Consider the following 14,239-nt stretch of genomic DNA (forward strand, 5'->3'; position numbering starts at 1 on the left):
TCCGGCCCACGGCGACGGAACTGCGGCCCCCCGTCGCAGTCTGGGTGTGGCAGTCATTATTTGGTCATAATGGCCGGGTACAACTGTCACACTCGCCCGCTGTGCGGGTTCTGGAGTCCGTCGTGAGCTTTACCCCCGCCAATCGCCTGTTTCCCGCTACCCGCCTGCGTCGCAACCGTCGTGATGAGTTTTCCCGTCGCCTGGTGCGCGAGAACGTATTGACCACCAATGATCTGATCCTGCCGGTGTTCGTCCTCGACGGTGAGAACCGCCGTGAGGCGATTCCGTCGATGCCGGGTGTCGAGCGTCTGTCCATCGACCTGCTGCTGCAGGAGGCGGAGCGTTGGGTGGCGCTGGGTATTCCCGCCCTGGCGCTGTTCCCGGTGACACCGCTGGAGAAGAAGTCGCTCGACGGCAGCGAAGCCTGGAACCCGGACGGCATTGCCCAGCGTGCCATTCGTGCCCTGCGCGCCAAGTTCCCCGAGCTGGGGGTGATCAGCGACGTGGCCCTGGACCCGTTCACCACCCATGGCCAGGACGGCATCCTCGACGACTCCGGCTATGTGATGAACGACGTGACCGTGGACGCCCTGGTCAAACAGGCCCTGTCCCACGCTGAGGCCGGTGCCCAGGTGGTGGCGCCGTCGGACATGATGGACGGTCGCGTGCAGGCCATCCGCGAGGCGCTGGAGCTGGCTGACCATGTCAATGTGCGCATCATGGCCTACTCGGCCAAGTACGCCAGCGCCTACTACGGCCCGTTCCGCGATGCGGTCGGCTCGGCGGCCAACCTGGGCAAGGCCAACAAGGCCAGCTACCAGATGGACCCGGCCAATGGCGACGAGGCCCTGCACGAAGTGGCGGCGGACCTGGCCGAAGGCGCCGACATGGTCATGGTCAAGCCAGGCATGCCCTATCTGGACATCCTGCAGCGAGTGAAAAGCGAATTCCGCGTGCCCACCTTCGTCTACCAGGTCAGTGGCGAATACGCCATGCACATGGCGGCGATCCAGAATGGCTGGCTCAGCGAGGCGGTGATCCTCGAATCGCTGACGGCTTTCAAACGGGCAGGCGCCGATGGCATCCTCACCTACTTCGCCGTGCGTGCGGCAGAACTCTTGAACGAGGGGCGCTGAGCCGCCCCAGGGAAGCAAGGCATGAATACCGAGGGACTCAGCAAGATCCAGATCGCCGATGCGCAGCTCGAGGTCGAGCCGCAGGAGGCGCCGGCCGAGGTCATCGCCGAGGTCGCGCCGGAACCGGAGCCGGCCCCCGCGCCGGCGCCGCCGATCCCCGGCGTGGATGACAGCAGCCTGTACATCCATCGCGAGCTGTCGCAGCTGCAGTTCAACATCCGCGTGCTGGAGCAGGCGCTGGACGAGTCCTACCCGCTGCTCGAGCGGCTCAAATTCCTGCTGATCTTCTCCAGCAACCTCGACGAGTTCTTCGAGATCCGCGTCGCCGGCCTGAAGAAGCAGATCAACTTCGCCCGCGAACAGGCCGGTGCCGACGGCCTGCTGCCGAGCCAGGTGCTGGCCCGCATCTCGGAAATCGCCCACGAGCAGGTCGACCGCCAGTACGCGCTGCTCAACGACGTGCTGCTGCCGGAGCTGGCCAAGCACCAGGTCAACTTCATCCGCCGCCGTCACTGGACGACCAAGATCAAGACCTGGGTGCGTCGCTACTTCCGCGACGAGATCGCGCCGATCATCACGCCGATCGGCCTCGACCCGACGCACCCGTTCCCGCTGCTGGTGAACAAAAGCCTCAACTTCATCGTCGAGCTGGAGGGCATCGATGCCTTCGGCCGCGACTCCGGTCTGGCCATCATCCCGGCGCCGCGCCTGCTGCCGCGGATCATCCGCGTGCCGGAGGAAGTGGGCGGGGCAGGGGACAACTATGTGTTCCTCTCATCGATGATCCACGCCCACGCCGACGACCTGTTCCCCGGCATGAAAGTGAAGGGCTGCTACCAGTTCCGCCTGACCCGTAACGCCGACCTCTCGGTGGACACCGAGGACGTAGAAGATCTGGCGCGTGCTCTGCGTGGCGAACTGTTCAGCCGCCGCTATGGTGATGCCGTGCGCCTGGAGGTGGCCGAGACCTGCCCGGCGCAGCTGTCCGACTACCTGCTCAAGCAGTTCAACTTGGCCGAGAGCGAGCTGTACCGCGTCAACGGCCCGGTCAACCTGACCCGCCTGTTCAGCATCACCGGTCTCGACAGCCACCCCGAGTTGCAGCACCCGAGCTTCACCCCGGTGATTCCCAAGCTGCTGCAGAACGCCGAGAACATCTTCAGCGTGGTGGGCAAGCAGGACATCCTGCTGATGCACCCGTTCGAGTCCTTCACCCCGGTGATCGACCTGCTGCGTCAGGCCGCCAAGGACCCCAACGTCCTGGCGATCAAGCAGACCCTGTACCGCTCCGGCGCCAACTCGGAGATCGTCGACGCGCTGGTGGAAGCGGCGCGCAGCGGCAAGGAGGTCACGGCGGTGATCGAGTTGCGCGCGCGCTTCGACGAGGAGTCCAACCTGCAGTTGGCCAGCCGCCTGCAGGCTGCCGGTGCGGTGGTGATCTACGGTGTGGTCGGCTTCAAGACCCACGCCAAGATGATGCTGATTCTGCGCCGCGAAAACGGCGAGCTGCGCCGCTACGCTCACCTCGGCACCGGTAACTACCACGCCGGCAATGCCCGGCTGTATACCGACTACAGCTTGTTGACCGCCGACGAGGCGCTGGGCGAGGACGTGTCCAAGCTGTTCAACCAGCTGATCGGCATGGGCAAGACCCTGCGCATGAAGAAGCTGCTGCACGCGCCCTTCACTCTGAAGAAGACCCTGCTCGACATGATCGCCCGCGAGGCGCAGTTCGCCAGCGAGGGCAAGCCGGCGCACGTCATGGCCAAGGTCAACTCGCTGACTGATCCGAAGATCATCCGCGCGCTGTACAAAGCCAGCCAGATGGGCGTGCGTGTCGACCTGGTGGTGCGTGGCATGTGCTGCCTGCGGCCGGGTGTGCATGGCGTGTCACACAATATCCATGTGCGTTCGATCGTCGGTCGCTTCCTCGAACACAGCCGGATCTACTACTTCCTCAACGGCGGCGACGAGCAGTTGTTCCTCTCCAGTGCCGACTGGATGGAGCGCAACCTCGACAAGCGGGTGGAGACCTGCTTCCCGGTGGAGGGCAAGAAGCTGATTACCCGGGTCAAGAAGGAGCTGGAGAGCTATCTGTCCGACAACACCCAGGCCTGGGTGCTGCAGCCGGACGGGCGCTACCTGCGCACCAGCCCGAGCGGCAACGCCAACCCACGCAATGCCCAGGCGGCACTGCTGGAGAAGCTGACGGCGCCACAGGTGCGCTGAGTTCGGTGGATAAAAAGGGGAGGCAGATGCCTCCCTTTTCATTGGGCCGAAAGACTGCAACGGACGGGCGTCGGATGCCAGCACATGATCGTTGTCTGGAGGGCGGTGCAGCCAGTGACTGCCGAGCAGGGGCTACTCGGCCTCCAGCCTGGCCAGCTCGGCGGCGGCCTCGCTCAACTGGGTCTCGTTGAACACCCTTACGCCATGGCGCTTGAGCAGGGCGGCGGTGACTCCCTCGCCTTCGACCAGCTGACCGCCGAAGCTGCCGTCGTAGGTGTGGGTATTGCCGCAGGACGGGCTGCGCGCCTTGAGCACGGCCACGCGCAGACCATGCTGGCTGACCAGGCGCAGGGCGATCTTGGCTCCGGCAACGAAGGCGGCGGTAACGTCAGCACCATCGTCGGTGAGCACCGGCAGGCGGCCATCCAGCACGCCGCCACCCTGGCCACCGGGAATCTCCGCCGGTGGTCGTGGAGTGGGCAGGCCGCCAGCTACTTCCGGGCACAGGGCAACGATGCGGCCTTCGTCCTGCCAGTGTTGCAGCAAGTCGTAGGGGCCATGGGCGCCGCCGTCATAGCGCACCCTGTGGCCGAGCAGGCAGCGGCTGACCAGCAACTTCTCCATCCTTCCTCTCCCGCCTACTGCTCAGCGCCGGCGGAACCAGCCGGTGAGCGACAGGCGTTCGCGTGTGGCCGGCAGCACTTCGTGCGGCAGCTCGGCAGACATGAACAGGATCAGGGTGCCGGCGGCCGGCAGCACATCCAGCTCGGTTTCGTCCGGTAGATACATGCGCAGGGCGCCGCCTTCGTCGGCCTGCCAGTCGTCGTTGAGGTAGTACACGGCGGTGACGGTACGGCGGTCGTCATCGCGGAAACGGTCGAGGTGCTTCTGGTAGAAGGCGCCGGGCGGGTAACTGGCGAAGTGGCATTCGAAGTCTTCCAGGCCGAGGAAGAAGGCCTGGTTGAGTGCCTGGCGCACTTCGTCCATGGCCTGCAGGTAGCCATCGCTGGGCGGGCTCTGGCCGCTCTCCAGCCACTGGATGCTGTCGCCGCGGATGCCTTCGCGCACCGCCAGGCCCTGGCCGCGGCCGACGCCGGCAGGGCTCAGCGCGCCGTCGCGAGCGCGCTTGCGGCACTCGATGGCCAATTCGCGGGTCAGAGTTTCCGGCAGGATGTGAGTCTGCCGCGACCAGCCTTGTCCGGCGAGGTCGTCGATGATTTGCGGCAGGAGCCGCTGCAGGTGCTGATCGGTCATGCGCCGATTCTACCAGCGCAGCCTGCGGGCCCCTACAATAGCCGCCGCCAGACAGGAGTTATTCATGCGCGCCGTTTTTGCTCTGTTCATGCTGCTGTGCAGCTTCACCGTTGCCGCCGACGACCACGCCAGGCTCTACCAGAGCGCGGGCTGGCCGGAGCAGCGCGACCATTTCGGTGAGGCCCTCAAGGCCGCCCAGCAGCGTTACCAGTCGACCCTGCCGCCGGCGGTGTTCCAGGCCCTGGTGCAGAACAGCAATCGCCGCTTCGAACCCGCAGCGATGGATCAGCGCGCCCAGTCGGCATTCCGTACGGAATTGGCTGACCCGCAGCCGGCGTTGCAGTTCTTCGAGTCCCCGCTGGGGCGGCGCATCGTCGCCGCCGAGACTCGCGCCACCACCCGTGACCAGTTGGCGGCCCACGCCGATGGCCTGCCGCCGATCGAGGCTGACATCAGTCGGCGCCTGCTGATTCGCCACCTGGCCCAGGCCTTGCCGGTCACTGAAGCCGGTGCCGAGGTCAGCCTGGCCCTGGCGGGCGTTGCCGCCGACAGCCTGAGCTCGATGGTGCCAGGCCTGTTTGGCGGTGATCAGACGCAGATGCTGGTGCAGAGCCAGCGTGAGCGGCTGATGCAGCAGATCGAGGCGGATATCGACAACACTCTGATGCACGTCTACCGGGATCTGTCCGATCCGGAGCTGGACGAGTTCGCCACTTTCGCCGAGTCCCCGGGTGGCAAGGCCTACTACCAGGCTGCCGTGGCGGCGCTACGGGCGGCACTGGCGGCGCAGCAGAGCGGGCAGAGCATTCAGCCCGCCCAGCAGGGCATCTGACGCAGGTTCGCTAGCGCAGGTGCTCGCTGAGGAAGTCGAAGTACTCGCGGCGAATGCCTTCGCTCTCGTTGACCAGATGGTGGCGGGCGCCGGGTATGCGCAGGATCTCCGGCTGGTCGAACTTGGCCTGCAGCACCGGCAGGTTGTGCCGCCAGTCCACGGTCATGTCCGCTTCGCCCTGGATCACAAGCGGCCGCAACGGTTTGCGCGGCGCCTTCTCGATGCGCGGAATCCACCTGGCCAGGGCACCGACCCAGGCGGTCGGCAGGTTGCGCGGTTGCAGCGGGTCGCGGTTCTGCAGGAAGTCGAGGAACTCGGCATCGCTGGAGTTCTCCGAGAAACGCCGTGGGATCTCGCGGCGGAACGGGCCGATCAGGTGATAGCTGAGCCGGGACAGGCCCCACGCCCGTGGCCGTATCAGGGGGGCCAGGAGGATGGTGGCGCCAGGCTCCGAGCGCGGTTCGCCGAGTAGCAGGAAGTCCAGCAGGATGGCGCCTCCGGTGCTCTGCCCGCACAGATGCCAGGGTTGTGGCAGGTCGAGGCTGGTGGCTTCGGCGAACAGGCACTGCAGGGTGCGCTGGTAGGCGGAGAAGTCGTCGATGCTGGCCCGGGCGCCCTCGGACAGGCCATGGCCGGGCAGGTCGCAGGCCAGCACGGCGAGGTTCTGCCCCAATGCCCAATCCACCACATGGCGGTACAGGCCCATGTGGTCGTAGTAGCCGTGCAGCAGAATCAGCGTTGCCTTGGGCTCCGGCGGCAACCATAGCTGCGCCACCAGGCCAAGCCCGTCGCACTCGAAGCGGCCCAGGCGGCTGTGCACCCCGGCGTGCTGTGGCAGGTCCAGGCCGTAGTAGCGCTGGTAGGTCAGGATTTCGGCATCCGCCGGGGTGGTGGCCGCGACCAAGGGTCGCAGGGCGGCGCGCAGGCGCTCGGGCTGGAAAGGCTCTGGCAGGGGCTGAGGCATCGCGGTCATGGCATTCCAGCCGGCGGTGAGGGACAGCCGATATTCTGCTGTCGGGCGTGGCGTGGCAAGCTAGGCGTCTTTCCCCTGTGCCGTCGATCATGTCAGCCCGTCGCAAAACCATTCTCGTCAGCTTGCTCGTCGTTCTCTGGCTAGGCGCCATGGCTGCTGCCCTGTGGTGGTTCCAGACGCGCTATATCCGTCCGTTTGAATCGCGTACCGAACTGTTCGTTGGCGCCGAGCTGCGCCTGCCGGATGAGTTGGCCGGGCCGGGGCCGATTCGCCTGGTGCATTTCTGGGACCCGGGCTGCCCTTGCAACGTGGGCAACCAGCAGCACCTTGGTGAGCTGGTGCAGACCTATGTGCCGCGCGGTGTGCAGTTCTATGCGCTGCAGAAGGTCGGCAGCCACGGTCGCCTGCCGGACAACCTGCAGGCGTTGCAGCCACTGGAGAGTGTTCCCGGCAGCGAGCATCTGCCGGCCAGCCCGGCAGTGGCGATCTGGGACCAGGAGGGGCGCCTGGCCTACTTCGGGCCTTACAGCGAGGGGGCGCTGTGTACCTCCAGCAACAGCTTCATCGAGCCGATCATCGAGGCGTTGGTTGCCGGTCGGCCGGTGCGGGCCGACAGCAACTTGGCGGTGGGCTGTTTCTGCGACTGGCAGGATTAAGGGGCTGCTCACGCCCTGTTGATCGCTGGCCCTGTGACGCTGAAATGAGGTCGGGACTGCGCATCTGGCGCTTGTAGAACGTGTTCTGTTTGTTGGTCGGGCAAGCTCATGGCTGGGCCCTCCCCAGCTCAAAAGATCGTCAGCAGGGTCGAGCTTACTGCTGTGGTCCCAGCCGCAGATCCACCTCACCGATCACCTCGCCGCCGCCGCCGAAGCTGCGCTCCGTCAGGCGTATGCCGCCATTGCCCTGTAGCACCAGCGCGGTGCTGGCACGGGTACCGTAGCCGGGGCCGACGATGAACACGGTGGCCAGCAGCATTTCCCAGTCGATACCGACGCCAGTGTCCGGCAGCAGCACCCGTGGTGGTTGCTGACAATCGCCGAGCAATTCCAGCAAGTTATCCGGCTGCGGATCGTTCAGGGTTTTGGCGAGTGCCGCGGTGGCGCGCAGTACTTTGGGCCAGGGTGTGTCCAGGTCTGCGTTGGACAGGCCATAGAGTCCGGGCATCAGGCGGCGGATCTCGCCCTGCTCGGAGTTGAAGAAGTACAGGGCACGGCGGTCGCCAAGCAGCAGGTTGAAGCCGCTGTAGTCATCGACCCGTGGTGCCAGTTCGGCGAGGAAGGCCTCGGCATCCAGGTTGCCCTGCAGGAAGGCGGTCGTCAGCTCTCCGCGCGAGTTTCCGCCGCGCGGCTGGCGCGGATCGCGAATATTGGTCAGGGCGGCGAAACGGCCCTCGTCCGTCACCCCCAGCCAGGTACCACCGGCCAGCAGATCGCGGCCGGCGTAGAGCCCCGGCGACTCTTGCCATTCGCCCAGCGGTAGGGTGGCACGCTCATAGAACTCGTCGCGGTTGGCTGCCAGTACCAGCGGTTGCGGGTGTCCGGGGCGCCAGGCGAAGACGATCAGGCACATACCACCTCCAAGGGGCCTGTGGTCAGGTGCCTGGAGTCTAACAAAGCCATGGGCATCCATCGCCTCGGCTGGAGGGCAGGATGGCCATCCGTTACCATGCCGCTTCGTTTTCGGGGGACTGCATGGAATTCCTGCTCTATCTGCTGCTGGGTGCGGCGGCCGGTGTGCTGGCCGGGCTGTTCGGCGTGGGCGGCGGCATCATCATCGTGCCGGTGCTGGTGTTCAGCTTCACCGCCCAGGGCTTCGATCAGGCGATCCTGACCCACCTGGCGGTGGGCACCTCGCTGGCCACCATCATCTTCACCTCGATCAACTCGGTGCTTGAACACCAGCGCAAGGGCGCCGTGCTGTGGCCGGTGTTCGCCTGGATGGCGCTGGGCATCCTGCTCGGCGCGGCGGTTGGCGCGACGACCGCGGCGGCCATCCAGGGGCCGATGCTGCAGAAGATCATCGGCGTGTTCGCCATCGTCATCGCCATCCAGATGGGTATGGGTTTGAAACCCAAGGCCAGTCGCACTGTCCCAGGCAAGCCCGGGCTGACCCTGGCCGGCGTGGTGATTGGCTGGGCCTCGGCGATCTTCGGTATCGGCGGCGGCTCGCTGACCGTGCCGTTCCTGACCTGGCGCAGCGTGCCCATGCAGCAGGCGGTGGCGACCTCCTCGGCGTGCGGTTTGCCGATCGCTGTGGCCAGCGCCCTGAGCTTCATGCTGCTGGGCTGGAACGAGGCGCACCTGCCGGCGTGGAGCCTGGGCTACGTGTACCTGCCGGCGCTGGCCGGTATCGCCATCACCAGCATGTTTTTCGCCCGCATCGGCGCGCGCCTGGCGCACCGTTTGCCGGCAACCGTACTGAAACGACTGTTCGCCCTGCTGCTGTTGTGCGTGGGCGTGAGCTTCCTGATCTAAGGAGTCGCAATGCTGACTTATCCGCAGATAAACCCGGTGGCACTGGACCTCGGTGTCATCAAGATCCACTGGTACGGCCTGATGTACTTGGTCGGCATCGGCGGCGCCTGGTTCCTCGCCAGCCGCCGGCTGAAGGGCTTCGACCCCAGTTGGAGCAAGGAGAAACTCTCCGACCTGGTGTTCTGGGTGGCCATGGGCGTGATCCTCGGCGGTCGCCTGGGCTATGCGCTGTTCTATGACCTGTCCGCCTACGTGGCCGACCCGCTGAAGATCGTCCGCGTCTGGGAAGGCGGCATGTCCTTCCACGGCGGCCTGATCGGCGTGATGCTGGCCACCTGGCTGTTCGGCCGGCGCAACGGCAAGAGCTTCTTCGAGCTGATGGACTTCATCGCGCCGCTGGTGCCGATCGGCCTGGGCGCCGGGCGCATCGGCAACTTCATCAACTCCGAGCTGTGGGGCAAGGCCACCGACGTGCCCTGGGCCATGGTCTTCCCCAACGGTGGGCCGGACCCACGCCACCCGTCGCAGCTGTACCAGTTCGCCCTCGAAGGGGTGGCCCTGTTCCTGATCCTCTGGGCATATTCGCGCAAGCCGCGCCCGACCATGGCGGTGTCCGGCCTGTTCGCCATCTGCTATGGCGTGTTCCGCTTTATCGTCGAGTTCGTCCGCGTGCCGGATGCCCAGCTCGGCTATCTGGCTGGCGGCTGGCTGACCATGGGCCAGGTGCTGTGCCTGCCGATGATTCTCGGCGGCCTCGGCCTGATGATCTGGGCCTACCGCCGCCAGGCCGTTCAAGGAGCCGCGCAATGAAACAGTACCTCGACCTGATGCGCCTGGTGCGCGAGACCGGCACCTTCAAGAGCGACCGCACCGGCACCGGCACCTACTCGGTATTCGGCCACCAGATGCGCTTCAACCTGGCCGACGGCTTCCCGCTGGTGACCACCAAGAAGTGCCACCTGAAATCCATCATTCACGAGCTGCTGTGGTTCCTCCAGGGCGACACCAACATCAAGTACCTGAAGGACAACGGCGTGCGCATCTGGGACGAGTGGGCCGACGAGAACGGCGACCTCGGCCCGGTGTACGGCTACCAGTGGCGCAGCTGGCCGGCACCGAACGGCGAGTCGATCGACCAGATCAGCAAGCTGATCGCGATGATCAAGAAGAATCCGGACTCGCGCCGCCTGATCGTCTCCGCCTGGAACCCGGCGCTGGTCGACGAGATGGCCCTGCCGCCGTGCCACACCATGTTCCAGTTCTACGTCGCCGAAGGCCGCCTGAGCTGCCAGCTGTACCAGCGCTCGGCCGACATCTTCCTCGGCGTGCCCTTCAACATTGCCAGCTATGCATTGCTCACGCTGATGATCGCCCAGGTCTGCGACCTGCAGCCGGGTGATTTCGTCTGGACCGGCGGCGACTGCCACCTGTACGCCAACCACATCGAGCAGACCGACCTGCAGCTGACCCGCGAGCCGCTGCCGCTGCCGACCATGAAGCTGAATCCCGAAGTGAAGGACCTGTTCGCCTTCAAGTTCGAGGACTTCGAGCTGCAGAACTACCAGGCCCACCCGCACATCGCCGCGCCGGTCGCGGTGTAAGCCATGCTGGCGGCCGAGCTCAAGGCCTTTCACATGGTCGCCCGCCTGGGCAGCATCACCCAGGCGGCGAAGAAGCTCGGCCTCAGCCAGCCCACGGTCACCACGCAGATCCGCAGCCTGGAGGCGCAGTACGGCGTCGAACTGTTCTACCGTGGCGGCCGCCGCCTGACCCTGAGCGAGGAGGGCGCACGGCTGCTGCCGATGGTGCAGCAGTTGCTGCAGCAGGAGGCCGATATCGAGTTCTTCCTGCGCAACTGCGGCCAGTTGCAGGGCAGCCTGCGTATCGCCGCCACCGCGCCCTACTACGTGCTCGACCTGGTCAAACGCTTCCGCGAACGACTGCCGCAGATCCAGGTGACCCTGGAGATCGGCAACTCGCAGCAGGTGATCGAGGCGCTGGAGGAATACCGCGTCGACCTTGCCGCCTCCTCGCAGCTGGAACAGGACGCCCGCTTCACCCGACTCGTGCTGGGCCAGGACCCGCTGGTGCTGGCCGTGCACAGCAGCCACCCGCTGGCCGCGCACAAGCGCCTGCACGCCTCGGCGCTGGCCGGCCACTGCCTGCTGATGCGCGAAGCCGGCTCGACCACGCGCCTGCTCACCGAACAGATGCTGCGCGATGCCGGCGTCGCCCCCGGCCCGTTGCTGGAGATCGGCAGCCGCGAGTCGATCCGCGAGGCGGTGCTGCGCAATATCGGCGTCAGCGTGATCGCCCGCCACGAGGTGCCGGACAATCCCGAGCTGCGGGTGATCGAGTTGGACGATGCGCCGCTGATCCCGGAATACCTCTACTGCCTCAAGGAGCGCCGCGGCGCGCGCCTGCCGGCGGCCTTCCTGGCCCTGGCCCGCGAGCAGGCTGAGTAATTTCATACCCAAATCCGCCGATGCCACTATCGGCGGCTTTTGCCCAACTGCCATAAAGCTTTAGCACTGCGCGCGCAGCATGAGCCTCGTTCGATTCACAACGAGGTTCTGTCATGGCCACCGTCGACCTGCAGCTGCGCGATATCCACAAGGGCTTCGGCGCCTTCAAGGCGCTGGATGGCGTGTCGCTGGACATCGCCGCCGGCGAGCTGGTCTGCCTGCTCGGCCCGTCCGGCTGCGGCAAGACCACCCTGCTGCGCTGCATCGCCGGTCTGGAACGCCAAGACGGCGGCGCCATCCGCTTCGCCGGGCGCGACGTCTCCGAGCTGCCGCCGCAGGCGCGCGACTACGGCATCCTGTTCCAGTCCTACGCGCTGTTCCCCAACCTGACGGTGGCGCAGAACGTCGCCTATGGCCTGGCCGGCCAGGGCGGCGAGGCGATCCGCGCACGGGTCAACGAAATGCTCGAACTGGTCGGCCTGGCCGGCAGCGAGCAGAAGTACCCGGCGCAGCTCTCCGGCGGCCAGCAGCAGCGCGTGGCGCTGGCCCGCGCCCTGGCGCCGAGCCCGTCGCTGCTACTGCTCGACGAGCCGATGTCGGCCCTCGACGCCCGCGTGCGTGAGCATCTGTGTGGCGAGCTGCGCGCCCTGCAGCGCCAGCTCGGCATCACCACCCTGATGGTCACACACAACCAGGACGAGGCCATGCTGATGGCCGACCGCATCGCCGTGATGAACCACGGCCGCGTCGAGCAGTACGCCTCGCCCCAGGACATCTACCGCGCGCCGGCCACGCCCTTCGTCGCCGAGTTCGTCGGCCAGGGCAACTGGCTGCCGTTCGAGCGCGACGGCGAGCATGCCCGCGTCGGCGACCTCAGCCTGCGCCTGCAGAACGCCCAACCGGCCGAGCGCGGTCGCCTGTTCTGCCGTCCCGAGGCGGTGGTGATCAACCCGCCGGTACACGAGGACAACCTGTTCCCGGCGCAGATGCGCGAGATCACCTTCCTCGGCAACCGCTGCCGCCTGAGCTTCGAGCTGGACGCGCTGCCGGGCCACGCCCTGCTCGCCGAGCTGGCGCCCGAGTCCATGCCGCGCCTGAGCGGCGCCGAGATCTGGGTGGCACTGCCGCCGCGCAGCCTGCAGGTGTTCGCCTGATGCAGCAGGTCGCCATCCTCAAAGCGCTGCCCACGGCCAGGCGCTGGCCGGCCGACCTGGCCGACCGCCTGTTCGTGCGCGGCGGCCAGTGGCTGCTGCTGGTTCTGCTGCTGCTCGCCGTGCTGCTGCCGCTGGCGGCCATGCTCTGGCGCGGCCTGGCCGGCGATCCGGGGCAGGGCGGCGGGCTGGCTGCTGCGCGTGAGCTGGTGGCCAGCGCCAACTTCCGCTGGCTGCTCGGCAACAGCCTGAAGAGCGCCCTGGCCGTGGTGCTGATCGTGGTGCCGCTGGCCTACGCCTTCGCCTATGCGCTGCAGCGCACCTGCGTGCCGGGCAAGGGCCTGTGGCGCGGCATCTCGCTGCTGCCGTTGCTGGCGCCGTCGATGCTGCCGGGCATCGCGCTGATCTATCTGTTCGGCAACCAGGGCGTGCTGCGCCACCTGCTGACGGACAACGTCTACGGCTTCTGGGGAATTGTCCTCGGCCAGGTCATCTACACCTTCCCGCACGCGCTGATGGTGCTGCTCAGCGCCCTGGCCCTGGCCGATGCGCGGCTGTTCGACGCCGCCTCGAGCATGGGCGCATCCAGGTGGCGCGCGTTCCGCAGCATCACCTGGCCGGGCAGCCGCCAGGGCGTGTTCGCCGCGGCCTGCCTGGTGTTCACCCTGTGCGTCACCGACTTCGGCGTGCCGGTGGTGGTGGGTGGCGACTACCAGGTGCTGGCGCTGGAGGCCTACAAGGCGGTGGTCGGCCAGCAGCAGTTCGGCCGTGGTGCGCTGATCGGCCTGTTCCTCCTGCTGCCGGCACTGTTCAGCTTCACCGTCGACCTCTGGCTGCGCCGCCGCCAGCGCGACGCCATGGGCGGCCGTGCCCAGGTCTACCACCCGCAGCCCAGCCGCGGCCGCGATGGCACCTTCCTGCTGCTGGTGCTGCTGGTCAGCGCCTGCCTGCTCGGCGTGTTCGGCATGGCGGTGTACTCGTCGCTGGTCAAGTTCTGGCCGTATGACCTGTCGCTGTCGCTGCACAACTACGCCTTCTCCGAGCTGCCCGGCGGCTGGCTGGCCTACCGCAACAGCCTGCTGCTGGCGACCTGCTGCGCGCTGTTCGGCGGTGTGCTGATCTTCCTCGGCAGCTACCTGCTGGAGAAGACCCGGCAGAGCCCGTTGACCCAGCTGCTGCGCCTGCTCTGCTTCATTCCGATGGCGGTGCCCGGCCTGGTGCTCGGCCTCGGCTACGTCTTCTTCTTCAACCTGCCGGCCAACCCGCTGCACGGCCTGTACGGCAGCCTGGCCCTGCTGGTGATCTGCACCGTGGCGCACTTCCTGACCACCGCGCAGATGACCGCCAGCGCCGCCCTGCGCCAGCTCGATGGCGAATTCGAGGCCGCCGCGCTGTCGCTGAAGGTGCCGCTGCTGCGCCACTTCTTCCGCGTGACCCTGCCGATCTGCCTGCCGGCGCTGCTCGACATCGTCCGCTACCTGTTCGTCTCGGCGATGACCACGGTGTCGGCGGTGATCTTCCTCTACAGCCCGGACAGCCTGCTGGCCGCCATCGCCGTGCTGAACATGGACGACGCCGGCAACGTCGGCGGAGCCGCCGCCATGTCCACCTTGATCCTGCTCACTTCCGCCGGCGTCTCGCTGCTGCTGGCCGGGGCCTCGCGCGGCTTGCTGCGCCGGTCCCAGGCCTGGCGCGCGGCGCCCGGTCATTGATCCCTTCGGAGAC

Annotated in this window: 14 protein-coding genes; 10 read left to right on the forward strand and 4 right to left on the reverse strand. The window is 66.9% G+C overall.

The genetic code is table 11. The annotated features are described in order from the left end of the window. The first annotated feature begins 122 nt into the window (after nucleotides 1-122). Together hemB and ppk1 are read left to right on the forward strand one after the other, a co-directional pair. Nucleotides 123-1,136, forward strand: a complete 1,014-nt coding sequence (gene hemB, locus IB234_RS04170; protein WP_192314282.1) for a porphobilinogen synthase — start codon at nucleotides 123-125, stop codon at nucleotides 1,134-1,136. A gap of 21 nt (nucleotides 1,137-1,157) precedes the next feature. Then, nucleotides 1,158-3,365, forward strand: coding sequence for a polyphosphate kinase 1 (ppk1, locus tag IB234_RS04175; RefSeq protein WP_192314284.1), 2,208 nt, complete (start codon nucleotides 1,158-1,160; stop codon nucleotides 3,363-3,365). 132 nt (nucleotides 3,366-3,497) lie between these two features. Here ppk1 and IB234_RS04180 read toward each other — a convergent pair whose 3' ends face one another. Both IB234_RS04180 and IB234_RS04185 read right to left on the reverse strand, forming a co-directional pair. After that, the gene (locus tag IB234_RS04180; RefSeq protein ID WP_192314287.1) at nucleotides 3,498-3,989 is read right to left on the reverse strand and encodes a DUF523 domain-containing protein; all 492 of its coding nucleotides are present in this window, start codon (nucleotides 3,987-3,989) and stop codon (nucleotides 3,498-3,500) included. A gap of 21 nt (nucleotides 3,990-4,010) precedes the next feature. Then, nucleotides 4,011-4,619 (reverse strand): 2OG-Fe(II) oxygenase, encoded by a 609-nt coding sequence (locus IB234_RS04185; protein ID WP_192314290.1) that lies wholly within the window; start codon nucleotides 4,617-4,619, stop codon nucleotides 4,011-4,013. Nucleotides 4,620-4,683: 64 nt separating this feature from the next. Here IB234_RS04185 and IB234_RS04190 point away from each other — a divergent pair, with 64 nt between their 5' ends. Next, on the forward strand, nucleotides 4,684-5,451 hold the full coding sequence (locus IB234_RS04190; RefSeq protein WP_192314294.1) for a DUF2059 domain-containing protein: 768 nt from the start codon (nucleotides 4,684-4,686) through the stop codon (nucleotides 5,449-5,451). Between the two features lie 10 nt (nucleotides 5,452-5,461). On the opposite strand, the gene IB234_RS04195 is transcribed toward IB234_RS04190, so the two are convergent. Further along, on the reverse strand, nucleotides 5,462-6,403 hold the full coding sequence (locus IB234_RS04195) for an alpha/beta hydrolase (RefSeq protein WP_192315558.1): 942 nt from the start codon (nucleotides 6,401-6,403) through the stop codon (nucleotides 5,462-5,464). Between the two features lie 110 nt (nucleotides 6,404-6,513). Between IB234_RS04195 and IB234_RS04200 the strand changes: the two genes are divergently transcribed. Beyond that, on the forward strand, nucleotides 6,514-7,080 hold the full coding sequence (locus IB234_RS04200; RefSeq protein ID WP_192314297.1) for a DUF6436 domain-containing protein: 567 nt from the start codon (nucleotides 6,514-6,516) through the stop codon (nucleotides 7,078-7,080). Nucleotides 7,081-7,234: 154 nt separating this feature from the next. On the opposite strand, the gene IB234_RS04205 is transcribed toward IB234_RS04200, so the two are convergent. After that, a complete protein-coding gene (locus IB234_RS04205) occupies nucleotides 7,235-7,993 on the reverse strand; it encodes an NRDE family protein (protein WP_192314300.1) in 759 nt (252 codons plus the stop codon). Between the two features lie 122 nt (nucleotides 7,994-8,115). Between IB234_RS04205 and IB234_RS04210 the strand changes: the two genes are divergently transcribed. The 6 genes from IB234_RS04210 (at nucleotide 8,116) to IB234_RS04235 (ending at nucleotide 14,226) form a co-directional block, all read left to right on the forward strand. Then, nucleotides 8,116-8,898, forward strand: coding sequence for a sulfite exporter TauE/SafE family protein (locus IB234_RS04210; RefSeq protein ID WP_192314303.1), 783 nt, complete (start codon nucleotides 8,116-8,118; stop codon nucleotides 8,896-8,898). Between the two features lie 9 nt (nucleotides 8,899-8,907). Continuing rightward, a complete protein-coding gene (gene lgt, locus IB234_RS04215; protein WP_192314306.1) occupies nucleotides 8,908-9,708 on the forward strand; it encodes a prolipoprotein diacylglyceryl transferase in 801 nt (266 codons plus the stop codon). Further along, a complete protein-coding gene (locus IB234_RS04220) occupies nucleotides 9,705-10,499 on the forward strand; it encodes a thymidylate synthase (protein WP_192314309.1) in 795 nt (264 codons plus the stop codon). Before lgt ends, IB234_RS04220 begins: the two co-directional genes overlap by 4 nt. Before the next feature lie 3 nt (nucleotides 10,500-10,502). Next, entirely contained in the window at nucleotides 10,503-11,363 is an 861-nt protein-coding gene (locus IB234_RS04225; protein WP_192314313.1) for a LysR family transcriptional regulator, read from the forward strand. A 113-nt stretch (nucleotides 11,364-11,476) separates the two neighbouring features. After that, the gene (locus IB234_RS04230; protein WP_192314316.1) at nucleotides 11,477-12,517 is read left to right on the forward strand and encodes a putative 2-aminoethylphosphonate ABC transporter ATP-binding protein; all 1,041 of its coding nucleotides are present in this window, start codon (nucleotides 11,477-11,479) and stop codon (nucleotides 12,515-12,517) included. Continuing rightward, nucleotides 12,517-14,226 (forward strand): putative 2-aminoethylphosphonate ABC transporter permease subunit, encoded by a 1,710-nt coding sequence (locus tag IB234_RS04235; protein ID WP_192314319.1) that lies wholly within the window; start codon nucleotides 12,517-12,519, stop codon nucleotides 14,224-14,226. The genes IB234_RS04230 and IB234_RS04235 overlap by 1 nt, the downstream gene beginning before the upstream one ends. The last annotated feature ends 13 nt before the right edge of the window (nucleotides 14,227-14,239 follow it).

It is taken from the genome of Pseudomonas sp. PDM16, assembly GCF_014851865.1.
Lineage (GTDB): Bacteria > Pseudomonadota > Gammaproteobacteria > Pseudomonadales > Pseudomonadaceae > Aquipseudomonas.